The sequence below is a fragment of the Paenibacillus sp. FSL R7-0345 genome, from assembly GCF_038595055.1.
Lineage (GTDB): Bacteria > Bacillota > Bacilli > Paenibacillales > Paenibacillaceae > Paenibacillus_AQ.
In genome coordinates, this window is sequence record NZ_CP152002.1 from 6,382,501 (window position 1) to 6,406,063 (window position 23,563).

Below are 23,563 nucleotides of genomic sequence, written 5' to 3' on the forward strand. Positions count from 1 at the left end.
TGTTTCCCTTTTGACAATGGATCTTAGCACTCACTGTCTGACTCCCGGCAAGAAGTTAATGGCATTCGGAGTTTGACTGAGCTTGGTAACCCTTGCGGGCCCCGCACCCAATCAGTGCTCTACCTCCATCACTCCATTCACCGAGGCTAGCCCTAAAGCTATTTCGGGGAGAACCAGCTATCTCCGAGTTCGATTGGAATTTCTCCGCTACCCCCACCTCATCCCCGCACTTTTCAACGTACGTGGGTTCGGGCCTCCAGTGCGTGTTACCGCACCTTCACCCTGGACAGGGGTAGATCACACGGTTTCGGGTCTACGTCCACATACTAAATCGCCCTATTCAGACTCGCTTTCGCTGCGGCTCCGGCTTCTCACCTTAACCTTGCATGTTAAACGTAACTCGCCGGTTCATTCTACAAAAGGCACGCCATCACCCATAGATCGGGCTCTGACTTTTTGTAAGCACACGGTTTCAGGTTCTATTTCACTCCCCTTCCGGGGTGCTTTTCACCTTTCCCTCACGGTACTGTTTCACTATCGGTCGCCAGGTAGTATTTAGCCTTGACAGATGGTCCTGCCGGATTCATACGGGGTTTCACGTGCCCCGCACTACTCGGGATCCGTCTCGGAGAGAACACAGTTTAGGCTACAGGGCTTTTACCTCTATCGCGGGCCTTTCCAGACCTCTTCGCCTACCATATTCCTTTGTAACTCCATGTGAGACGTCCCACAACCCCAGGAGGCAAGCCCCCTGGTTTAGGCTGTTCCGCGTTCGCTCGCCGCTACTGACGGAATCACTATTGTTTTCTCTTCCTCAGGGTACTTAGATGTTTCAGTTCCCCTGGTCTGCCTCTGCACACCCTATGTATTCAGATGTGAGTAACTGCGAATTACCACAGCTGGGTTTCCCCATTCGGACACCCCCGGATCAAAGCTTGCTTACAGCTCCCCGAGGCAGTTTCGTTGTTCGCCACGTCCTTCGTCGGCTCCTGGCGCCTAGGCATCCTCCGTGTGCTCTTATTAGCTTAACCTCGATTTTTCCTTCGGAAAATATCGGACATTGAATTGCTTCAAAGCCTTTATTTCCATTAGGATCATCGTTAGCACCGCCATTAATATTAAACTTGTTTACACAAGTTCAGCTTAAAGGAATGTTCTAAAACGCAAATTCGTTTCGGTATCCAGTTTTCAAGGATCAAGACATAACAAATTGATGAAGTTTGTTGGTGGAGCCAAGCGGGATCGAACCGCTGACCTCCTGCTTGCAAGGCAGGCGCTCTCCCAGCTGAGCTATGGCCCCTCAAATTCCATCAAAACTGAGCAAATGGATACGCGTTAATCAAAGCTTTTGGAAGCTTAGCTTCCGATTTGAATGTCATCATTGCAGATGACGATTCTCCATAGAAAGGAGGTGATCCAGCCGCACCTTCCGATACGGCTACCTTGTTACGACTTCACCCCAATCATCTACCCCACCTTCGGCGGCTGGCTCCCTTGCGGGTTACCCCACCGACTTCGGGTGTTGTAAACTCTCGTGGTGTGACGGGCGGTGTGTACAAGACCCGGGAACGTATTCACCGCGGCATGCTGATCCGCGATTACTAGCAATTCCGACTTCATGCAGGCGAGTTGCAGCCTGCAATCCGAACTGAGACCAGCTTTGCTGGGATTGGCTCCACCTCGCGGCTTCGCTTCCCGTTGTACTGGCCATTGTAGTACGTGTGTAGCCCAGGTCATAAGGGGCATGATGATTTGACGTCATCCCCACCTTCCTCCGGTTTGTCACCGGCAGTCACTCTAGAGTGCCCAGCACTACCTGCTGGCAACTAAAGTCAAGGGTTGCGCTCGTTGCGGGACTTAACCCAACATCTCACGACACGAGCTGACGACAACCATGCACCACCTGTCTCCAATGCTCCGAAGAGGGGCACTATCTCTAATGCTTACATTGGGATGTCAAGACCTGGTAAGGTTCTTCGCGTTGCTTCGAATTAAACCACATACTCCACTGCTTGTGCGGGTCCCCGTCAATTCCTTTGAGTTTCAGTCTTGCGACCGTACTCCCCAGGCGGAGTGCTTACTGTGTTAACTTCGGCACCAAGGGTATCGAAACCCCTAACACCTAGCACTCATCGTTTACGGCGTGGACTACCAGGGTATCTAATCCTGTTTGCTCCCCACGCTTTCGCGCCTCAGCGTCAGTTACAGCCCAGAAAGTCGCCTTCGCCACTGGTGTTCCTCCACATCTCTACGCATTTCACCGCTACACGTGGAATTCCACTTTCCTCTTCTGTACTCAAGCCACCCAGTTTCCAGTGCGACCTCAGGTTGAGCCCAAGGTTTAAACACCAGACTTAAATAGCCGCCTGCGCGCGCTTTACGCCCAATAATTCCGGACAACGCTTGCCCCCTACGTATTACCGCGGCTGCTGGCACGTAGTTAGCCGGGGCTTTCTTCTCAGGTACCGTCACTCCGGTAGCAGTTACTCTACCGGACGTTCTTCCCTGGCAACAGAGCTTTACGATCCGAAAACCTTCATCACTCACGCGGCGTTGCTCCGTCAGGCTTTCGCCCATTGCGGAAGATTCCCTACTGCTGCCTCCCGTAGGAGTCTGGGCCGTGTCTCAGTCCCAGTGTGGCCGTTCACCCTCTCAGGTCGGCTACGCATCGTCGCCTTGGTGAGCCGTTACCCCACCAACTAGCTAATGCGCCGCAGGCCCATCCCTTACCAGCAGATTGCTCCGCCTTTCATTCTCTTCTCATGCGAAAAGAGAAATTATCCGGTATTAGCTACCGTTTCCGGTAGTTATCCCAGACTAAGGGGCAGGTTGCCTACGTGTTACTCACCCGTCCGCCGCTAAGCTTATCCCGAAGGATAAACTCCGCTCGACTTGCATGTATTAGGCACGCCGCCAGCGTTCGTCCTGAGCCAGGATCAAACTCTCCAATAAGGTTTTTCCGAGCAGCTACTTCACCCGAATGACTCCGAGGAAATAACCATCCGAAAACTATCGAAAAGAGCGATTGCTCATTTTGAAACTGACGATTCATTAAATGAATCTTTGTAAAAATTAACGCGTTCCATTTGTTCAGTTTTCAAAGAACTTGCTTCCGGCATTCAACTTTCGTTTCTTGCCCGGAATTAGATAATATCATGTTTTCGTAATTCTTGTCAACTTATTTTTTTCTCGGCCCGTTTACTCGGCGTTGATGTCTCATAAGCACAAGAGATAATATATCATGCTGATTAAAGGATTGCAAGCCTTTTTTACAAAATTACGTTTCCGACTGTTTACGTCAGGTCCTCAGCATAATTTGATTCCCAGGAAGCCCTGACAGTGGCTACAATAGAATCTGTATTGCTTTTGCAAGCTATCCCCTAACTTCACTTGTATGGAAAGGATTATCGATGAATACTAACCTCAGGCAGGGTAACCCTGCATCTGCTCTTGAGACCCAAGAGCAGCGCAATCAGCAGCAGGCCACCATTTACAGAATATTGCTGGCTGTCAGCTTTGTTCATTTATTCAACGATTCTATTCAGGCAGTAATTCCGGCACTCTTCCCTACCCTCAAGGATAATCTGCATCTGTCCTTCACCCAGATTGGCTGGCTTGCCTTTGCCCTGAATATTACCTCTTCACTGATTCAACCGGTAATCGGGTTCGCTGCTGACCGTAAGCCAAGACCTATTCTGCTGCCGCTTGGCATGTGCTGTACGTTTGCAGGCGTCTTACTTTTAGCTTTTGCCGACAGCTACATTCTGGTGATTATCTCTATTATATTTGTTGGACTGGGATCAGCTGCCTTCCATCCGGAAGGCATGCGTGTAGCCCATATGGCGGCTGGTCAGCGCAAGGGCCTCTCACAGTCGATCTTTCAGGTCGGCGGGAACGCCGGGCAATCTCTGGGGCCTTTGCTGAACTACGCGGTATTCATTCCTTTCGGGCAGATCGGTGCGCTTGGGTTCACTCTTTTTGCCGCTGCGGGGATTGTCATTCAGACTTATATCGCCCGGTGGTACCGTGGAATGCTGAAGGCCGGATATACGTTCCGTAAAAAAGCCTCATCAGGTGCGATTGATCCTGCACGGCGGAAAGCAGTACTTATGGCTACCCTGATTCTGGTCTTTATCGTCTTCGTCCGTTCCTGGTACGGGGCATCGATCGGGGGCTATTATGCTTTCTATTTAATGGATCATTACGGCATGGAGCTTGACAGCGCCCAAATCTATATCTTTTTGTATCTGGCTGCTGGAGCTGTCGGCACATTCTTTGGCGGACCGCTTGCCGACCGCTTTGGACGGCGTAATCTGATTCTGCTTTCTATGGTAGGCACAGTACCGCTTGCGCTTATTCTTCCGTTTGCGAATGCTTTTTGGGCGGCTGTGCTGCTGATTATCTCCGGATTTGTTTTATTGTCCAGCTTCTCGGTTACCGTTGTCTACGCACAGATGCTGTATCCGGGAAATATCGGGACGGTTTCAGGCTTAATCACCGGACTTGCCTTTGGCCTTGGCGGGATCGGCTCTTTAGTCATCGGTAAGCTCATTGACCATACTGACATCACTACCGTGTTTGTAGCCTGCGGCTTTCTGCCGCTGCTCGGATTGGCCGCACTTCTGCTTCCCGGCGATAAGAAGCTGGAGCAATGGGCGGCTGAGTAACTTTTCTTTGAAATACCTGATTTTATGATATGGCCCAGCCTTCTCCCGACAAGAGAATACTGGGCTTTTTAATATCCTTTATATCGTACATCAGAGCCTGCGGCGGATCTTGCACGGCAGATTATTCAACCGCTGTTTTTTGCGGTACAATTAATTAATTCAAACTTGAAGTAAACTGGTAGCATTTGAAGCTGAAGGAGTGATATCCATGAAAAATAGGCTGGCTGGCATCCGTAAGGGGTATGGCAAAAAGCTCGTTTCCATTCACCGCTGGAATGCCTGGCTGGTGTTGTTTCTGGCTGTGAGCGGATTGCTGCTGGTAGGCGGCTTTTGGCGCGAGATACTGGGTGAGGGCAGAGTATGGCTGAAGTGGGCACATATCGGCTTCGGTCTGGCACTGCTTATCCCCGTTATTTATTATCTGCTGCTTGCCGCTAAGCACTGGAAAAGACTAGACGGAAAAACTGGCCAAAAGGCAAATGTCCTTTTCGTGCTGGTGCTTCTAATCGGTTGGCTTATATCAGGAATTGTGCTCTGGCAGTTCAGGCTTGCCGGTCCGCGAGCGGCAAATGCGGCGCTTTTGATTCATGATCTGCTGACCTGGATCGGGCTTCCAGTCATCATCTATCACTCTATTACCCGGGTGAAGTGGCTTAAAGAGCCGCGAAAGCGTTCATTGGTTGCCGAAACAGGAGGTCCTGCAGGCTCGGATACTGCTACTGACGTAAAACGTCCTGCAGCCGGACGTACTCCTCAGCCTGTATACACACGGCGCGGCTTCATCAAGCTGGCTGTCGGGGCAGGTCTGGCAGTTACGGTTGGACCGACCTTTGTCCGGTGGATCGGCAAGTCTCTCCAGTTGCCCGGTACTGCAGACTATGCTGCCAATAATGCTAACGCGCTTATTCCCGACCCCGTTCCGCTGTCAGCTTCCTCTCCGCCAATCGGCGGCGGTGCAGAGGGCAGCTTCCGGGTATACACGGTGACCGATATTCCGGCGTTTGATAACTCGAACTGGTCCTTTACGATTGATGGGCTGGTCGACAAACCATTCACCTGGAACTGGGAAGAGTTCGTGAAGCTGCAGCGTGAGGTATCGGTCAGTGATTTTCACTGCGTAACTGGCTGGTCCGTATATAAAAATACCTGGGAGGGCCTCCCATTGTATAAGCTGCTCGATATGGCTGGAGTGAAAAGCGAAGCGGTAATGGTCAAGCTCTACTCCGGCGACGGCGTCTACACCGACTCCCTGACCTTGCCGCAGGCCCGCATGGAAGATGTAATGGTCGCAGTAATGCACGACGGCGTACCGATCCCCAATCAGCTTGGAGGCCCTGTACGCCTGGTGACCCCTCAGATGTATGCCTACAAATCAGTTAAATGGCTTAACCGCATTGAGTTAATTGCGGAGGATCATGTCGGATACTGGGAACAGCGCGGTTATGATAAGGATGCCTGGCTGCCTGGTGCCAAGCGGGTATAGTTTATTCAAATAAGAAAGCCCTGTAATTCTTTGCCGTTAAGCATAGAAATTACAGGGCTTTTTAAGTTCGCAGGCTTTCCAAATTACTCTAAAGCAGCTACAGTTCCAGCAGCCGGATCAGTTCATCTTCGTCCTCGATGACCTGAATGCCGAGCTGCTGGGCTTTGGCCAGCTTGCTGCCTGCCTTTTCACCGGCAATGACCAGATCCGTCTTCTTGGAGACGCTGCCGGACACCTTGGCCCCCAGGGCCTCCAGCCGCTCTGCCGCCTCTTCACGGGTCAGCTTCTGCAGGGAACCGGTCAGAACAACCGTCTTGCCGCTGAAGAAGGAATCGGTACTAACCTGGCGTGGCGCTTCCGGTGCTTTGGCCTGTACGCCCAGCTCCAGCATCCGGTTAATACTCACCACTACAAAAGGATCTGCAAAGAAGTTTACGATACTCTCCGCCACAATTCCGCCGATGTCCGGCAGACCGGACAGCTCTTCTGCGGTTGCGTTCATAACAGATTCCAGGCTACGGTAGTGATCGGCCAGCATCCGTGTGGTTGCCTTGCCTGTGTTTGGAATACCCAGCGCATACAGGAAGGAGGCCAGATCCCGGCCTTTGCTCTCCTCAAGCGCTTTAAGCAGGTTGTCTGCCTTCTTCTCCCCAAAGCGGTCCAGCTTGACCAGCTGCTCAAAGGTTAGCTCGTACAGATCAGCCGGCTCACGCACATTCAGCTCTTCATGCAGCTGGCCGGCTGTCTTTTCGCTAAAGGTCTCAATGTCCATTGCATCCCGCGACGCGAAATGCGTGATCCGGCTGACAATCTGCGGTTTGCAGTCCAGCTTATTGTTGCAGAACAGGTGCGCTCCGCGCATTTCCAGCGGGAAGCCGCAGGATGGGCAGTTTTCCGGGAAAATAATCTCTTCGCCGTCACTCTCTTCCGTTACTTTGCCGAGAATTTCCGGAATAACATCATTGGAGCGGCGGATGAAGACACGGGTCCCCAGCGCATGCTTCAGATTTTTGCGTTCGATGTCGCCTACATTATTAAGTGTGCAGTTCTGCACGGTAACACCGGCAAGCTCCACTGCTTCTACACGGGCCAGAGGAGTTACCTTACCTGTGCGCCCCACGTTCCAGCTGACCGATTCCAGAATGGTCGTTGTTTCTTCCGCCTCGAACTTGTAGGCTACTGCCCAGCGCGGGAACTTATCCGTATAGCCCAGCGCTTCGCGGATCCTGAAATCAGTCACCTTAATGACTGCTCCGTCGATCAGATAATCCAGACCGGCACGCTTTTCCTCGATCTCCGCCAGCTGCTCGGTAACATCATCGAATTTATCATAATAGGTAAGATAAGGGTTCACCTTAAACCGGTTATTCCGCAGAAAATCCATCATCTGCTGATGATCGGCAAACTGCACCCCGTCGGCATAACCCACGTTATAAAAGAATGCGTTCAGCCTGCGTTCCGCGGTCGTCTTAGGATTCAGGTTGCGCAGTGCACCTGCTGCCCCGTTGCGCGCATTCTTTAGCGGCTCGGCCGCACGTGTGTTGTAATCGGCCAGTACGGACAGATTCATAATCCCTTCACCCTGGACTTCAATCAGGCCCTCCTTGAACGGGATGGTGAGCGGCACAGACTTGATCGTCTTGACCTGGGCAAGAATGCCTTCACCGGTTACCCCGTTGCCCCGTGTCGCAGCCTGCACAAGCCGTCCGTCCTGATATGTGAGGTTAAGCGTTAAACCATCAAATTTCAGCTCTACCGCATAGCAGGGCTCAGGCAGAGGATTGTCCGGATTTTTCGTATTATAGTCATTTACCAGCTTGAGTACACGGGTATTCCAGCTGCGCAGCTGTTCAATATTCTGCGCCTTGTCCAGGCTCCACAGGGACGCAAGGTGCCGGTGCGGGGTGAACCCCTTCAGCAGCTCGCCTCCAACCCGCTGGGTAGGGGAGTCGGGCAGAACTAGGCCGCTCTCTGCTTCCAGCTGAACAAGCTTATCGTAGAGCACATCATACTCCTTATCGCTGACTAACGGGGCATCCAAGGTGTAATAGTGGTAATTGTATTTATTCAGCTCAGCAACAAGCTCTTCCATGGTATGCATAACGTCCATCCGGGCATATCCCTCCGTTATAAGGATTGTATCTAGCAATAGAAATAACAGTTCTATATCTCTTTATTTTCTAAAATCGCCTGCGCTAACCCTGCGGTTACTCGACTTTGGTGATTGGCGCAAATCCGGCGAGCAGCCGTTTCACTCCAACCGGCGCCGGAAAAGCAATCTGCAGCTCCGTATCGTTGCCGGTACCCTTCACGGACACAATGGTGCCGGTGCCCCATTTGCCGTGGGCTACCTTGTCGCCGGCCTTGAACTCGCCGGCCGCCGCCGCAGCAGCCCCTCCCGTAGCGCGCTGCGCGCCGCTGCCGGTCGTTACCGTCACGCGTCCTGCCCCAGGGACAGCGGACGCGGTGCTGCCGCCCAGGCTGGCGCTTTTCCCGCCAGCCTGCGAAGTGCCGGCACCGCCTGTGGCCCGGCTGCCGAAGTTCCCCCGGCCGCCGCCGCCGAAGCCGCGGCCGCCATAGGCACCGCCCACCTCCGCGCCGCCGCGCCGGAAGCGGTCCGATTCCCGGACGGTGTCTTCCTTCAGCTCCTCGGGAATCTCCTCCAGGAAGCGGGACGGCGGGTTGGCCGTCGTCCGCCCGAACAGCGTGCGCATTCTTGCACAGCTGAGGAACAGCTGCTTCTCTGCGCGCGTAATGCCTACATACGCCAGCCGGCGTTCCTCTTCCAGTTCATCATTGTCCTGGAAGGCACGGCTGTGCGGGAACACGCCCTCCTCCAGGCCGATGATGAATACAGTCGGGAACTCCAGACCTTTGGCACTGTGCATCGTCATCAGCACAACCGCGTCGCTGCGGTCCTCTTCGTCGTTGTTCATGCTGTCGATATCGGCAATCAGCGCCAGATCCGTCAGGAAGGAAACCAGCGACTTGTCTTCGTTATTTTTCTCAAACTCCATCGTCACGGACAGGAACTCATCAATGTTCTCCAGCCGGGCGCGGGATTCCAGCGTATTCTCATTTTGCAGCTCCAGCCGGTACTGGGACAGCTCCAGAATCTTCTCGGTAAGCTCGGTTACCGACAGGAACTCCACCATCCGGTGCAGTGCTTCAATCATGTCATAGAATTCAACCAGCGCATTGCGCGTCCGGCCGGCAAAGCCGAGATCATCCACAGTCTGCAGCACCCGGAAAATCGAAACATTCCGTTCAGCCGCCGCCACAGCCAGCTTGCCAATGGTAGTATCCCCGAGTCCGCGCTTAGGTACATTGATAATCCGCGCCAGGCTGATATCGTCATCCGGGTTGGATAGGAGCCGCAGATACGCAAGGATATCCTTAATTTCTTTACGGTCATAGAACTTGATCCCGCCCACGATCTGATAAGGAATGTCGGACTTAATAAGAATTTCTTCTATTACACGGGACTGGGCATTGGTACGGTACAGAATGGCATGATTCTGGTACGCCTGTCCCTGCTTAACATTCTTACTGATCTCTCCGGTGATGAAGTATCCTTCGTCATGTTCGGTATCACCGCGGAAAACCTTGATCTTCGCACCTTCGTCCGAATCCGTCCATAGCTTCTTCGGTTTACGGCCTGTATTCAGTGCGATAACGCCGTTCGCTGCATTCAGAATATTGGAGGTCGAGCGGTAGTTCTGCTCCAGCAGAATGGTGGTTGCTTCCGGGTAGTCCTCTTCAAAGTTAAGAATGTTGGTAATGTCCGCTCCGCGCCAGCGGTAAATCGACTGGTCGCTGTCGCCGACTACGCAGATCCGGTGATGGCCGTCAGCCAGCATCCGGCAGAGCATATACTGCGCCCGGTTCGTATCCTGGTACTCATCGACATGGATGTACTTAAATTTCTTCTGGTAGAAATCCAGCACCTCAGGTACTTCTTTAAACAGCTGGATTGTCTTCATAATCAGGTCATCAAAATCAAGCGAGTTGTTGCTTCTCAGCCGCTGCTGGTATTTGGTGTATACTTTTGCCACCAGGCCTTCAAAATGATCGCCGATCTTCTGTTCATACTGCGCCGGTGTTATCAGTTCATTCTTCGCTGTGCTGATTACCGCCTGTACCGCTTTGGGCTCAAATTTCTTGGTATCGATATTCAAATCCTTCATACAATTGCGGATAACAGACAGCTGATCAGAAGAATCAAGAATGGAGAAATTAGAGGTAAAACCGATCCGTTCAATATCCTTACGCAGAATTCTTACGCACATGGAGTGGAAGGTGGATACCCAAATATCCCGGCCCTCCTCTCCGACCAGCTTGGAGACACGCTCCTGCATCTCACGGGCCGCTTTATTCGTAAAGGTGATCGCCAGGATCGCCCACGGCGGCGCCATACGGTTCGCAATCAGCCAGGCAATCCGGTGGGTAAGCACACGGGTCTTACCGCTGCCCGCTCCGGCCATAATTAAAAGCGGCCCTTCAGTCGTTTCTACAGCCTTACGCTGCGGAGGATTCAGCCGGCTTACGGCATCCTGTATGTTAATAAGTTGCATGGGTGACATGCTCCTTTCAAATAGTTGTCTTCAGCGTCTTCTTAACCGCCTGCACAGTAAGCAGCGCCTGCTGTACATCACGGTATATAATATTGCCCACAACGACGGTATCGCAAAGGGCTGCGGCCTGCTCAGCCTCAGCTTCCCCGGTAATTCCGCCCCCGTAAAAAAGCTGGCTGTGCTCGACCGACTCCCGCACTTCCCGGACAACATTCATATCACCGAACGTCCCGCTGTATTCAAGGTAAACGACCGGAAGTCCCATCAGCTTGTCCGCAATCTCCGCATACGCAGCAGCGGCACGGCCGCTCAAACTACTGTCAGCATTTGTAAGTCTTGCCACTGAGGAGTCTTCGTTTAAAACAATGTATCCTTCCGTCAGCACCATCTCCCACGGAATCAGACTGCCAAACCGCTCTATGGCTCTGCGGTGATGTCCGAGAATCCAGTCTGTGTGCGGCGTATTCAGCACCATAGGAATCATGTACAGGTCAAAGCCGGGAACAGCCGCCTCAAGCTCTGAAACCTCCAGTGCACAGGGAAGCTCATACCGCCGCAGCCTGGAGAGCAGTCCGGCCGTATTCTCATAAGTGACGCCGGTAGAGCCTCCTACCAGAATGGCATCCGTTCCGGACCGGCAAATAACATCAAGATCCCTGTCTCCAAGTTCACGGTCCGGGTCCAGCTTGAATACATGCCGCCAGGGCTGTATCATCTGCCGCATTTCGTTCATCCGTCGTCCATCCTTACTGTTTAAAAATACGAACACTTTTTCGCCTTTTAATTATAGTATATAACCGTCAGTTCACCAAGCTGATTTAATAAAAATCCGGCTGGAATTTATATCTCTATTTCAACTTGCAGGTAATCAGCGTACGCCCCGCATCCGGCCCAAGTCCTCTTCTGACACAAAATCCGTATAAAACCCGTCGACGCCCATCCGGGACAGCCTCGTGATTTCGTCCTCATCGTTAACGGTATGCACATAGACTCGGGCTCCCGCCTGTTTTAGCTTATGAACAAAGCTCTTGGTTGCTCTGGTCACCGGCATCGTAATCTCCACACCCGTTTCCTGTGCAAACTGAACCACCTGTTCATCACTGTCGTAGGACTGATATAACGTAAAGATCACTTCCGGAAAATCATAAACCTTCTTAACCACATCAAGCATATCACGGCTATAGATTTGAGGTACAATCCGCGAAAGCAGCGCAGGATCTTTACGGTTAGCAGCTTCTACGATGTGTTCAAACTGTCTGGTTACGAGCTCCGGCTCAAGCTCCTTTGTATCAGTCACGATGTAAGCATCCGGATAAGCCGCCATGAGGTCCATGATTTTATCGATATCCAGCGGGGAATAAAGCGTCAGTATCGGGCTGTCCATCACTTCCTCATAGCTGAGTACAGCACCCTGCTTGGCGGCCGGCAGCACATCGAGCTGACCAAGCAGCCGGCTCATATTCCCGGTCCATTCATGGCGGGCAACCAGCTTATCATCCGTAGTGAGCAGCAGATCCGTTTCAAATACACGGGTACCCTGTTCGTAGTTGGCAACAAAAGCATCCAGCGTGTTCGTATAGGTATGATTATTAATCCCGCCCATCGCATGGGCAATAACCTTGTGTGCAGTAAAACCGGTTGCCGGCTCCTCTTCCTGAGGCCAAAGCGTAATTACCAGCAGCAGGACGAGGGCGGCAGCCATGAGGATATATGCAGTCCGTTTTCTTTTATCCATAATAGAGGGTTTCCTTTACTGAAGATAGAGTAGAAAAAGCAAAAACGGCTGTGGCCTTATAGCAAGGAATTCAACCGTTTCTATGGGATCGTTATAAAATTAGTAGGCATTTTTGAAGCCGTTGCGGATTGTTCTGAAAATAATCCGGATATCAAACAGCAGTGACCAGTTCTCGATATAAAAGATGTCATGCTTGATCCGCTCCTCAATCGAGGTATCCCCGCGCAGACCGTTGCTCTGTGCCCAGCCGGTAATCCCCGGACGCACATGATGCTTAACCATATACTTGGGAATCTCGTCACGGAACTGCTCCACATAATACGGACGTTCCGGGCGCGGACCTACGACACTCATCTGCCCAAACAATACGTTAAAAAACTGCGGCAGCTCATCCAGGCTCGTTCGGCGGATAAAGGTCCCGAACCGCGTGCGGCGCGGGTCATCCTTGGTACTCCAGCCTGTGTCAACTTCAGAGTCCGTCTGCATTTTCATCGACCGGAACTTATACATCATGAAATTGCGGCGGTTCAGGCCTACCCGTTCCTGCTTAAAGATGACAGGTCCCGGTGATGTGAGCCGCACCCCAATGGCCACGATCAGCATAATCGGCGACAGCATAAGGATGGCGAACAGTGAGAAAACAATATCAAACGACCGCTTGGCCAGCCTGTTCCCGGCCATATCCAGCGGAATATCACGTACGTTAATCATCGGCATTCCGGCAAAATTATCGAAATACGGGCGCGCCGGAAGATAGTCAAAGAAGTCAGGGATGATCAGCGTCCGCATACCGGCTTTTTCGCAGGCAGCTATGATGGCAGGATATTTGGAGTGGGCATCCAGCGGCAGCGCCAGAATGACCTCATCGACCGGCAGCATTTCCAGGATCCCGGACAGCTCATCCACTGTGCCCAGAATCGGTTTGTAGCGCTGCTCCTCGATCCCGTCCCATTTATGGAAGTCATCCAGAAACCCGATCGTTTCATAACCCAGCTCCGGATACTGGATCAGGTTATTGTAGAATCTTTTGCCCAGAGAGCCTGCACCGATAATCAGCACAAACTGGCGGTTGTAGCCTTTTTCGCGTAATGATTTCAGCATCGTCTTCAACACATAGCGGTATAGCATAATGGACAAAATGTTAAAGCCCATATAAATGGCCAGATACTGGCGGGAAACATCAATTTCCTTCAGGAAGAACATCACGCCAAGCAGAATGAAAATCGCCATCACATGTACCTGGAAGATCTTCAAAAATTCATCGACAAAACGCTTCTTGCGCTTCGGCAGATAGAGTGAGAGCACAATCCCGATCAGCACGGAAATGGCACCGTACATAATGCTCCAGTAGGCATAAGATTCCACCGGGAGCGTGTTATAGGACTCCAGCCAGCCGCTGCGGAATTTCAGCCACCAGGCCGCCAGAAAGGACAGCTGGATTACCAGAAAGTCAGCAACCATATAAAGCTGGGTCAAAAACTTCTGATTACGGCGGATCATAATCTCACCTCAGCCTTCGATTCAATCTTTGGTCCCGCTTCTGCGGAAGCAGTAAGACTCTGTGCCGGAGTAGGCACCGGACGCGGTGCTCTCAGGGCATTGACGGCAAGTGACAGCATAAACTTGACGGCGACTCCGGCATACACCGTACCATTAACTATACTGTTGTACTGCCTGCTATAATGCTTACGGTGGAATAAGATCATCGCTCTGTGAAACTCATATACGATCTTGAACGGTCTGCGCCGCGCACTGCCGCCCTTCAGATGAATGATATGGGTCTGCGGATAATAATGAATTCCCCAGCCCGCTTCCTTAATCCGGTAGCACCAGTCCAGATCCTCACCATACATAAAGAATTCCTCATCCAGCCCGCCCACCTGATCAATCGTCTTACGCCGGACCAGCATAAAAGCCCCGACCAGGCAATCAACAGGATAAGCCTCATCCGGGTCCAAGTATCCTAACTGGTAACCGTTAAATCTGGGTTTGTCCGGAAACAGCTTGCTGAAGCCAAATGCGTAATAAAAAGAGGCGGCAGGTGTCGGGAACCCTCTCTTGCAGGCCTTATCCAGCGAGCCGTCCGGCAAAATAACCTTACAGCCCGAAGCCCCCAGATCGGGGCGGGTATCCATAAAGGCCACCATCGTCTCCAGCGTATCCCGGCGGATCACCGTATCCGAGTTCAGCAGCAGCACATAACGTCCGGAGGCAACCTCCATCCCCTGATTGTTGCCGCGGGCAAATCCGACATTCTCCTTATTCGCAATCAGCGTCACATCCGGAAACTCCCTGCTGATCTGCTCAACCGAATCATCGTGCGAGTTGTTATCTATTAAAATAATCTCATAGGAAAAGTTCGTATCCGACTCATACACCGACCTGATGCAGTCCATCGTCAGGCGGCAGGTGTTGTAATTGAGGATTAAAATACTTACATCTACATTCACTGCACTACGCTCCTGACAAATATAGTAATCTATCGACAACATTATAACATAAAAACCTCCCTGATAGGCAGCGGCCGGTTAGGGAGGTTTTTACAGAATTATTTTGGTTATTCCAGATTCGATGCTATTCATTAAGGAATTATATGCTAGCTTCTCTTACCAGCTGCCTTCTTCTGTACATATCGGCGTTTATCCTTCAGGCTGGTCAGCTGTGCCCGGAATGAGGACCAGGCTTTAATCAGGCCGGGTTCTTTAAGCAGCATATATCCATGTGCAGCAAGCTCATACGGTAGGGAGCGAATGAAGGTCTGAAGCAACGTGCGGGAGGGCTCATTCTTATAGATCATCTTATAGCGATTAATGTAGGAAATTCTGCGGATAAATATTGACTTGCCGCCCCGTCCGGCTGTCTTCCAGCCCCGCTCATGATAACCAATTGCTGCTGCATCAAAGTAAGCCTGCCAGCCGAACAGCTGAGCCCGCCATGCCACATCCACATCCTCTTTGTAGGCAAAGAAGTCTCCGTCAAAAAACTCTCCCTCAACGCTGATATCCTCAATCATCCGCCGGGAATACATTGCGGCTGCACCGGATACTCCGAATACGGCACCTGATTCCGTCCAATTCTCTGCCGGTTCTCCAGCCCCACGGTCGAATGCACGCCGGGCTTTGTTCATCCGCAGTCCTGTGCTGTCTACCAGGGTAGGGTCTGCCTTCAGGAGCAGCTTGCCTGTGGCACTGCCGATTTGCGGATTCTTTTCCATCTGGTTGACGAGTCTGGATACGTAGTCAGCGGCCAGGGCCAAGTCCGGGTTCAGTACTAGCACATAATCAGTATCAGTAGCAGTTATGGCCTGGTTATGGGCAGGGGCGAAGCCGGTGTTGACTTTTTTTTCAATAAGGATGAGCTTGGGCTTGGGCAGATCTGCACTGCTGTAAAATTCAGCCACCTTGCCAGCCGAGCCATCTCCGGAGGCATTATCCACTACAACAATGCTATGAATAGGATAATCCTGGGCAAGCACTGCGGTAAGGCATTCTGTAATATCATCTGCACTGTTATAGGTAACGATATGTATACTGACCGTTTTATGATTTAGCATGTCATAATAACCTCGAATCTTTGACATCATTTATAGGTTTGCTCAACCCATTATAACGAAAAAACAAAAAAACTCCCAGACCGCAGCAGCGGACCGGAAGCTCTATAGTTGAATCCCCCGTTGATTGGACTACTCTTTCAATTCCAGCAAAAAATCTCTAAGCCCTTCACGCCAAGGCCGGATATCCTGGAACCCGTTCGTCCGGATGGACAGGTGCTCCATCACAGAATAGCGTGGACGCGGCGCCGGACGGGGAAACTGCTCAGTACCGCAAGGCTCAAGCTTGGCAGTGAACTTCAGGCCGAGAAGGTCTTCCGCTTCTGCGAAGATCGCTTGTGTGAACTCATACCACGTGCAGGCTTCGGAGTTGGATGCGTGATAAACGCCATATTTTTCAGTCTGAATCAACTCAGACAGAAAATTGGCCAAATCCACAGTGTAGGTTGGAGAACCCTTCTGATCATCAACAACCTGCAGCTGCGGTTTTTCCTGGCCGAGCTTCAGCATGGTTTTTACAAAGTTATTGCCGTATTTACCATACACCCATGAAGTACGGACAATAAAGAACTTGGAAGATAAAGACTGTACCAGAATCTCTCCGGCCCGCTTGGACTTGCCGTAAATGCTCTGCGGATCGGTATTATCGTATTCGTGGTAAGGCTTGCTGCCCATCCCGTCAAAAACATAATCGGTACTAATGTATACCAGCTTTGCACCATTTTTTTCAGCAGCTACTGCCACGTTCCGGCTTCCGGTAGCATTAATCAGATAGGCTGCATCAATATCGGTCTCTGCCGCATCTACCGCTGTGTGGGCAGCGCAATGAATAACAGCATCCGGCCCGAAGCCGCCGATGACCTCCACACACTGCTCCAGATTAGTGATATCCATCTCCTGACGGTCACAGCCCAGCACCTCATGCCCCTGCTTTTGCAGCAGCAGAACGAGATCCTGCCCAAGCTGTCCCGCAGATCCGGTAACCAGCACTTTCAACTTAGGCATTACAGAGAATCCCCCAGACGGCTGCCGTATTGAAGCTCGGCATATTTCTGGTATTCCCCGGACTGGATACGAGTCCACCATTCTTTATTATTGAGGTACCATTGAATGGTTTCTTTGATGCCTGTCTCGAATGTGTGCTTTGGCTTCCAGCCAAGCTCATTTGTAATCTTAGCCGGGTCAATTCCATAGCGGCGGTCGTGGCCAGGACGATCCTGCACATAGGTAATTAAGGATTCAGGTTTGCCCAGCTCCTCCAGAATCGTCTTCACAATATGCATATTAGTCCGCTCATTATTGCCACCGATGTTGTAAACCTCTCCGATAACGCCATTATGAATGACAAGATCAATCGCGCTGCAGTGGTCTTCTACATACAACCAGTCACGGATGTTAAGCCCGTCACCATAAATCGGCAGCGCTCCATCATTCAGCGCGCGGGAAATCATCAGCGGAATCAGCTTTTCCGGGAACTGGTAAGGACCATAGTTATTCGAGCAGCGGGTAATATTCACCGGTAATCCGAAAGTCTCATGGTAAGCACGCACCAGCAGGTCTCCGCCAGCTTTACTAGCTGAGTAAGGACTGTTTGGAGTAAGCGGTGTTTCCTCAGTAAAGAGGCCCGTAGCGCCCAGTGTTCCGTATACTTCGTCCGTGGATACCTGGACAAACTTGGTTACGCTATATTTTTTGGCTGCATCCAACAGCACCTGTGTACCCAATACATTCGTCTTCACAAAAACGTCCGGCTCCAGAATACTCCGGTCCACATGCGACTCGGCGGCGAAGTTGACTACAACGTCAATGCCATCGCCAATCAGCTTATCCATCGCTTCCACATCTGTAATATCAGCTTTGACAAATGTGTAGTTTGGGTTTCCTTCGACTGATTTCAAATTTTCAAGGTTTCCTGCATACGTCAACGCGTCCACGTTAACAATCTGATACTCTGGATGCTGCTGCAGCATGTATATTACAAAGTTGCTGCCGATAAAGCCGGCTCCGCCGGTGACTAGAAGTTTCATGGGTTAGACCACCTTTAAATTATAAATAGAGATACTTTAATCGAAGTTCAGCTCAGCATCCTTAAGCACCGGATGTCTCTGATCCTTGTCAGACAGCACAGGATTGGATACCGGCCAATCAATACCTAAGGCCGGATCATTCCATAATATGCCGCGGTCATTCTCAGGGGAATAGTATTCGTCCACTTTGTAGAGGACTTGGGTGTTCGGAACGAGTGTACAGAAGCCATGGGCAAATCCTTTAGGCACCAGCAGCTGCTGCTTATTATATTCACTGAGAATTACACCGACCCATTGCCCAAAGGTAGGTGAGCTGCGCCGGACATCGACAATTACATCATAAATGACACCGGAAAGGACACGAATCAGCTTAGTCTGAGCTTTCGGGTTCAACTGGTAATGCAAACCTCTAAGCACTCCAACCTCTGCTGACAACGATTGATTATCCTGGATAAAATTAAACTTTACCCCGGCCTTCTGCATTACTTCTTCATTATAACTTTCCATAAAAAAACCCCGGTTGTCGCCATGGACCACCGGTTCGAGAATAGCAGCACCTTGCAAATGTAAGGATGTAACCTTCATAAGATAAGTCCCCCATACCTATAGTTTCAATTTACCGAATTCTTCACCAAACGTAATTTCCTGAGCTAAATTATTAGCTTTCGCAAGAGAAGTATGCGTACCTGCATCGGTCCACCAGCCCTGAAGAATATCGAATGTCAACTCTCCACGATTAATATATGCATTATTTACATCAGTGATTTCTAGTTCACCGCGTGCGGAAGGTGTTATCGTCTTAATTATTTTAAACACCTCGTTATCAAACATATAAATTCCCGTTACTGCGTAGTTTGATTTGGGTTTGGCAGGTTTCTCTTCTATAGATATAATACGTCCATCCTGTAATTCCGGAACCCCGAAGCGAGATGGATCATTGACATGTTGAATCAAAATTTTCGCTCCGTTTTTTTGTTCACGGAAATTATCAGCGAAAGCCGAAATATCATCTTCAAATACATTATCACCAAGAATAACAACCATTTGATCCTGACCTACAAACTGCTCTGCAAGATCAAGGGCTTGAGCAATTCCGCCAGCTTCATCCTGCACTTTATAGGTAAAGGTAACCCCCATCTCCCGACCGCTTCCGAGCAAATTAACAACATCACCCATATGTTCCTTACCAGTGACAATAAGAATATCTTTTACCTCAGCTTGCTTTAATTTGTATACAGAGTGAAAAATCATAGGATATTTGCCTACGGGGAGAAGATGTTTATTTGTAACCTTTGTTAAAGGATATAGGCGTGAGCCTGTACCTCCTGCTAGAATTATACCTTTCATATTTCAGCCTCCAAATTAAATATAAGCTTTTCTTCTTTCTCTTTATAATATTTACAAAGGTCACCGATTCCATCTTCTAAAGAATATTCAGGAGACCATCCCAATATTTTCTTTGCCTTTGAATTATCTAAGCAACTTTCTCTTATGTCTCCAACTCTTTCCTGATCAAAAATAGGGAGGATATCTGATGACATATTTCTTTTCAATAACGATAGCAGATAATTTATAGTAGATGTCTCACACATACTAAGATTCAATATTTCCCCATCGCCTAATTCTAATGCTTTAACATTGGCATTTACTATGTCACTCACATAAATGAAATCACGATACTGTTCACCATCTCCATGAATAATTGGAGCCTGCTTGTTAGCAAGTCTGTTGATAAAAATTGAAATAACCCCGGCTTCACCAATAGCACTTTGTCTAGGGCCATACACATTACTGTATCTAAATATAGTGTACTTAAAACCGCATTCTTCCGAGTATATCTTAATATAATTCTCTGGGGTATATTTAGATATACCGTAGAAAGATAACGGTTCAATAGGATGTGCTTCATTTACGGGTAGATATTTAGGAGTTCCATAGACTGCTGCTGAAGAAGCATAAATAATCTTTTTCCCTCCGAATTTCTTCATATTTTCTAATATGTTCAATGTACCTCTGATATTAATATGTTGATCATTCAAAGGGTTTTTCATTGAACTCCCAACGTCAATTTGAGCAGCATGATGAATAATAACTTCTGGACGTTCATAAGAAAAAACAGTAGATACCTCCTCAGAGTTTATGTCCATGTCATATATTTTTGAGTAAGCATTAACGTTTTCATGTGCTCCTGTAGAAAAATTATCAACTCCGACAACCTGATGATTTTGCGCCACTAAAGAATCAACAATGTGAGATCCAATAAATCCTGCAGCTCCAGTTACTAAAATTTTCATTTATCTAGTCCCCTCAAACATTTCTATCCTAATAGTATAAACTTCTCTAATATATCAATAGTAGGCTCCCACTTCCAATTATCTGCAGTAACCTTCCCATTTACAACCAATTTTCTTCTTAGCTCTTCATCTTCAATTAACCTTTTGACTGCTGCTTTAGCACCTGCAACATCTCCCATCTCTACTACTAATGCGTTATGTTCATTTATAATGTATTCATCGTACCCACTAACTTTGCTGACTACACATGCTCCGCCGCAGGCCATCATCTCAAGTGGAGGCCCAAAGAAACCTTCTACTCTACTCATTTTCAGAAGAATATCACAACTGGAATAAAATTCCCGCATTTTAATCATTGGAACCTTTTCAAAGAAATGATCACATCTCCATTCCTCTTTTGGTTTCCCCGCGGAGCTAATACACCAAATTTCACAATCCAAATCTTTTACAGCTAAAAAGGCATCCTCCATACCTTTAAATGGAATATCAATTGGTCCCTCTAATAAAACCCTTATTCTATCTTTTTTCGGAATTATTGGTATATCATGGTGTACAATTTCTTCATCTAAACCATTTGGTACATATACTGAACTCTTACCAAAGCTTTCTAACAACCATTTTTGAATCCATTTAGCTTCAGTCATGAGTTCATAATTTAATTTATAAGATTCTAACGCTCGCTTGCTATCTAGTGATCCAGCGGGGTAAAATCTGCTTTCATCTGATTGAACAAAATATATTTTTCTGGCAGCTGGTATTTCTGCAATAGTATAAGCTGTACTCCAACCTGTTGCTATTACAATATCAAGATTCTCAGGTGCTTCTTCCAGCCCAACAATCTGTACTTTTTGTTTTGGGAACCAACTAATCTCCTTTAAATTATCTTCTGTTATTAGAATGACATCATAGCCTCTATTTAATAATCTGTTGGCATGCTGGCATATTACAGCAATACCTCCAGATATTCCACATCCAGGGATAACATATGCAATCTTTGGTTTAAGACTAATTGTCTTTTTATGTTCTTCATTCATCAGATCAACCCAAATATTATCCTCATCTTTAAAGCTCAATTCTAAATTATTTTGATGCAACCTTAAATTCGTTAATATTAAGGGAATTGACTTAAACTTATACCCATTATATGCAAGCCTAAGCCATAGTTCATGGTCTTCTCTATATTTCATTGATGTTTTCAAACCGCCAACAGCTTTTACAGCGGCTAACCTCACCATTACTGTGCTTTGGCAAGGGACGCAAACTTCCAACAATTTTTCATAGTCACAATCAGGACTAAATACTTCTTGTCCATCTTGTATATCTATACTTCTTGTCCCATCTACCTTAGCTCTCCATCCTCCATAAACCACATCAGCCTTATATTTTTCAATATATTGCAGTGACAATTCTAACCTGTTACTTTCAGCGATATCATCACTATCCTGAAATGCCAAGAATTGTCCCCTAGATTCAACTATTGCTTTGTTTCTTCCTCTAACTGCGTTACCACTATTATTAAAAAATTTAAATATTCTAACTTTGGGATGTGTAGCGTATTCTTCAACAATAGACAAGGTTTCCTTAGGCGACCCGTCACATACTAGTAATAGTTCAAAGTTCTCGTAACTTTGTTGAAGGATAGAATTAATACTCTCTCTTAATACATCTGTACGATCATAAATGGGAATTACCACACTAATTAGTGGATTGTCATTATCAATCGATACTTTACTTTTTAAATCTTTTTTAACAGGACTGATCTTCACAGAATTTCTATAAACAATCTTTTTTAATGCCCACTTAGGATTACGCAAGGCTTTTTTTGACAACCTTTTTACATTCCTAATTTTCAATATAGCTTTCCATGCTCGCGAAGTATAAATTTGGCTTAGTTGCTTGTCCTTCTCTGCACACAACTCAAGAAGGTATTTAGAATTATTTTCCTTTTTATCCATTTCTTCCATTGTTTTTTTCTTATCTTCATTAAATTCAAGTTGTAACATTTTAATTTCATTGCTAAGTTGAGATACTTGAGCCCCTAATTCATTCGACATTAGAGTGGCTTCATTAATTTCCTGCTGTAAAGCTTGATTTCTTAGAACATATTCATTTACACTTTTAGATAATTCGTTTATTGTTTCTGTGCTTTTTTCAATACCAGCCTTAGTTTCTTTATTTACTTCTATTAAATAACGAATATTCTTTTCTTTATTAACTATTTCTTTTCCCGAATACATATATCCTGAGAAAAGGTATTCTGAAATTATTTTATATGAATCTTGTTTAACAATAACTATATGCTGAATGCCAGTATATATATTTATTATTTGATCTACAATAACCTGAATATCATGATACTTTTCAATTAATTCCAAATTCTGTTGCACAGTATCTTCAATATAAGCCTCTTTAATTCTCTCCACTATTTCCACTGGAGTAAAATCCCTCTTAAAGGCACGACCTGAAAAATTATTTTTTCTTATTTCATAATAATTGTTACTCGTAACAATATCATCTCCACCGTTATAATCAAAAACGAGTGGAATTCGTCCACAACTCATAGCTTCCAGGATCCCTCTACCTAAGGAGACGACAATGTCTGCATCAAGAATCTTATCTTCTACATTCCAAAGGTTACGAACTGATTGGCCGATTATTTCTAATTTCAAATTCATTTCAGAAGCAACTTCTAATAATACTTCTTCAACTTTTGGAGTAAAGCGGTTGGAAAGGAGCAGTAAATTTCGAGGGATTTTATTAATAGGACTCTTTGGATAAAAACGTTTTCTATCAATTCCATTCCTCACTATTTCAATGAGACTTTCAGGGATATTCCAATTAGTTATTAAACTGCTCTTGACCTCTTCGCTAACAGCTATATATTTTACGACTGAGGGAACTAGGATCGGTTGTTCCTGCCAAGGGATAATTCCATTAGCCGTAAACACCATTGGTACTAAAGGGTATCTTATATAGGCAAGGATAGCCTCCATCTGATGCTGAGCATGTATAATCTCTATATCATCAGGTAGTTCCATCAGGTTATCGACTACTACAACACCTAAATCAATGAATCTACCTGCTATATCGCCAATTCTAGACGTATATAAAAAAACTTGATGATTTCTAGAAATTAATTCTTTTAGTATTGTATAAGTCAATGTTTCTGTGCCACCTGAATACTGTAAATCAGCAATAGTAAATAATATTTTCATTAAACTCTCTCTCCTAGT

15 protein-coding genes, 1 tRNA gene and 2 rRNA genes (1 of these 18 cut by a window edge) are annotated in these 23,563 nt (G+C 47.8%); 2 read left to right on the top strand and 16 right to left on the bottom strand.

Going from position 1 to position 23,563, the window contains the following annotated elements; genetic code table 11:
• From NST84_RS27755 to NST84_RS27765, 3 genes are all read right to left on the bottom strand, one after another.
• Positions 1 to 1,031 (bottom strand): 23S ribosomal RNA (locus NST84_RS27755); it reaches 1,895 nt to the left of the window's first position.
• A 193-nt stretch (positions 1,032 to 1,224) separates the two neighbouring features.
• A tRNA-Ala gene (locus tag NST84_RS27760) sits at positions 1,225 to 1,300 on the bottom strand.
• A gap of 104 nt (positions 1,301 to 1,404) precedes the next feature.
• Positions 1,405 to 2,952: ribosomal RNA gene (locus tag NST84_RS27765) — 16S ribosomal RNA — on the bottom strand.
• Together the 16S and 23S rRNA genes with 1 tRNA gene alongside form the textbook arrangement of a ribosomal RNA operon.
• 458 nt (positions 2,953 to 3,410) lie before the next feature.
• Here NST84_RS27765 and NST84_RS27770 point away from each other — a divergent pair.
• Positions 3,411 to 4,667: an MFS transporter gene (locus NST84_RS27770; RefSeq protein ID WP_342563240.1), complete on the top strand. Its 1,257-nt coding sequence runs from the start codon at positions 3,411 to 3,413 to the stop codon at positions 4,665 to 4,667.
• Between the two features lie 208 nt (positions 4,668 to 4,875).
• Positions 4,876 to 6,150: a molybdopterin-dependent oxidoreductase gene (locus NST84_RS27775; protein WP_342563241.1), complete on the top strand. Its 1,275-nt coding sequence runs from the start codon at positions 4,876 to 4,878 to the stop codon at positions 6,148 to 6,150.
• Between the two features lie 97 nt (positions 6,151 to 6,247).
• On the opposite strand, the gene ligA is transcribed toward NST84_RS27775, so the two are convergent.
• From ligA to NST84_RS27840, 13 genes are all read right to left on the bottom strand, one after another.
• Complete coding sequence (gene ligA / locus NST84_RS27780; RefSeq protein ID WP_342563242.1) at positions 6,248 to 8,260, bottom strand: NAD-dependent DNA ligase LigA; 2,013 nt, start codon at positions 8,258 to 8,260, stop codon at positions 6,248 to 6,250.
• A gap of 97 nt (positions 8,261 to 8,357) precedes the next feature.
• Positions 8,358 to 10,724, bottom strand: coding sequence for a DNA helicase PcrA (gene pcrA / locus NST84_RS27785; protein WP_342563243.1), 2,367 nt, complete (start codon positions 10,722 to 10,724; stop codon positions 8,358 to 8,360).
• 16 nt (positions 10,725 to 10,740) lie between these two features.
• Complete coding sequence (locus tag NST84_RS27790) at positions 10,741 to 11,448, bottom strand: heptaprenylglyceryl phosphate synthase (RefSeq protein ID WP_342566536.1); 708 nt, start codon at positions 11,446 to 11,448, stop codon at positions 10,741 to 10,743.
• Positions 11,449 to 11,592: 144 nt separating this feature from the next.
• Positions 11,593 to 12,459, bottom strand: a complete 867-nt coding sequence (locus tag NST84_RS27795) for a phosphatidylinositol-specific phospholipase C/glycerophosphodiester phosphodiesterase family protein (protein WP_342563244.1) — start codon at positions 12,457 to 12,459, stop codon at positions 11,593 to 11,595.
• A 99-nt stretch (positions 12,460 to 12,558) separates the two neighbouring features.
• Positions 12,559 to 13,959, bottom strand: coding sequence for an undecaprenyl-phosphate glucose phosphotransferase (locus NST84_RS27800; RefSeq protein ID WP_342563245.1), 1,401 nt, complete (start codon positions 13,957 to 13,959; stop codon positions 12,559 to 12,561).
• Positions 13,956 to 14,909, bottom strand: a complete 954-nt coding sequence (locus NST84_RS27805) for a glycosyltransferase family 2 protein (RefSeq protein WP_342563246.1) — start codon at positions 14,907 to 14,909, stop codon at positions 13,956 to 13,958. The genes NST84_RS27800 and NST84_RS27805 overlap by 4 nt, the downstream gene beginning before the upstream one ends.
• A 146-nt stretch (positions 14,910 to 15,055) precedes the next feature.
• A complete protein-coding gene (locus NST84_RS27810; protein ID WP_342563247.1) occupies positions 15,056 to 16,012 on the bottom strand; it encodes a glycosyltransferase family 2 protein in 957 nt (318 codons plus the stop codon).
• A gap of 129 nt (positions 16,013 to 16,141) precedes the next feature.
• Positions 16,142 to 17,005, bottom strand: a complete 864-nt coding sequence (rfbD, locus tag NST84_RS27815; protein WP_342566537.1) for a dTDP-4-dehydrorhamnose reductase — start codon at positions 17,003 to 17,005, stop codon at positions 16,142 to 16,144.
• 8 nt (positions 17,006 to 17,013) lie between these two features.
• Positions 17,014 to 18,036 (bottom strand): dTDP-glucose 4,6-dehydratase, encoded by a 1,023-nt coding sequence (rfbB, locus tag NST84_RS27820; RefSeq protein ID WP_342563248.1) that lies wholly within the window; start codon positions 18,034 to 18,036, stop codon positions 17,014 to 17,016.
• 36 nt (positions 18,037 to 18,072) lie between these two features.
• Positions 18,073 to 18,621 (bottom strand): dTDP-4-dehydrorhamnose 3,5-epimerase, encoded by a 549-nt coding sequence (rfbC, locus tag NST84_RS27825; RefSeq protein WP_342563249.1) that lies wholly within the window; start codon positions 18,619 to 18,621, stop codon positions 18,073 to 18,075.
• An 18-nt stretch (positions 18,622 to 18,639) separates the two neighbouring features.
• On the bottom strand, positions 18,640 to 19,383 hold the full coding sequence (locus NST84_RS27830) for a sugar phosphate nucleotidyltransferase (RefSeq protein WP_342563250.1): 744 nt from the start codon (positions 19,381 to 19,383) through the stop codon (positions 18,640 to 18,642).
• Entirely contained in the window at positions 19,380 to 20,330 is a 951-nt protein-coding gene (locus tag NST84_RS27835; RefSeq protein ID WP_342563251.1) for an NAD-dependent epimerase/dehydratase family protein, read from the bottom strand. The genes NST84_RS27830 and NST84_RS27835 overlap by 4 nt, the downstream gene beginning before the upstream one ends.
• Before the next feature lie 23 nt (positions 20,331 to 20,353).
• Positions 20,354 to 23,545 carry a glycosyltransferase gene (locus NST84_RS27840; RefSeq protein WP_342563252.1) on the bottom strand — a complete coding sequence of 1,064 codons (3,192 nt, stop codon included), beginning with the start codon at positions 23,543 to 23,545 and terminating at the stop codon, positions 20,354 to 20,356.
• Positions 23,546 to 23,563: the final 18 nt, after the last annotated feature.

Excerpts from the sequence above, each read along its gene's own strand:
- NST84_RS27800 (WP_342563245.1), bottom strand. The coding sequence starts at position 13,959 with ATGATCCGCCGTAATCAGAAGTTTTTGACCCAGCTTTATATGGTTGCT.
- NST84_RS27770 (WP_342563240.1), top strand. The coding sequence starts at position 3,411 with ATGAATACTAACCTCAGGCAGGGTAACCCTGCATCTGCTCTTGAGACC.
- NST84_RS27835 (WP_342563251.1), bottom strand. The coding sequence starts at position 20,330 with ATGAAAATTTTAGTAACTGGAGCTGCAGGATTTATTGGATCTCACATT.
- NST84_RS27790 (WP_342566536.1), bottom strand. The coding sequence starts at position 11,448 with ATGCGGCAGATGATACAGCCCTGGCGGCATGTATTCAAGCTGGACCCG.
- NST84_RS27810 (WP_342563247.1), bottom strand. The coding sequence starts at position 16,012 with ATGCTAAATCATAAAACGGTCAGTATACATATCGTTACCTATAACAGT.
- ligA (WP_342563242.1), bottom strand. The coding sequence starts at position 8,260 with ATGGACGTTATGCATACCATGGAAGAGCTTGTTGCTGAGCTGAATAAA.
- rfbB (WP_342563248.1), bottom strand. The coding sequence starts at position 18,036 with ATGAAACTTCTAGTCACCGGCGGAGCCGGCTTTATCGGCAGCAACTTT.
- NST84_RS27830 (WP_342563250.1), bottom strand. The coding sequence starts at position 19,383 with ATGAAAGGTATAATTCTAGCAGGAGGTACAGGCTCACGCCTATATCCT.
- rfbC (WP_342563249.1), bottom strand. The coding sequence starts at position 18,621 with ATGAAGGTTACATCCTTACATTTGCAAGGTGCTGCTATTCTCGAACCG.
- NST84_RS27795 (WP_342563244.1), bottom strand. The coding sequence starts at position 12,459 with ATGGATAAAAGAAAACGGACTGCATATATCCTCATGGCTGCCGCCCTC.
- NST84_RS27840 (WP_342563252.1), bottom strand. The coding sequence starts at position 23,545 with ATGAAAATATTATTTACTATTGCTGATTTACAGTATTCAGGTGGCACA.
- pcrA (WP_342563243.1), bottom strand. The coding sequence starts at position 10,724 with ATGCAACTTATTAACATACAGGATGCCGTAAGCCGGCTGAATCCTCCG.
- NST84_RS27775 (WP_342563241.1), top strand. The coding sequence starts at position 4,876 with ATGAAAAATAGGCTGGCTGGCATCCGTAAGGGGTATGGCAAAAAGCTC.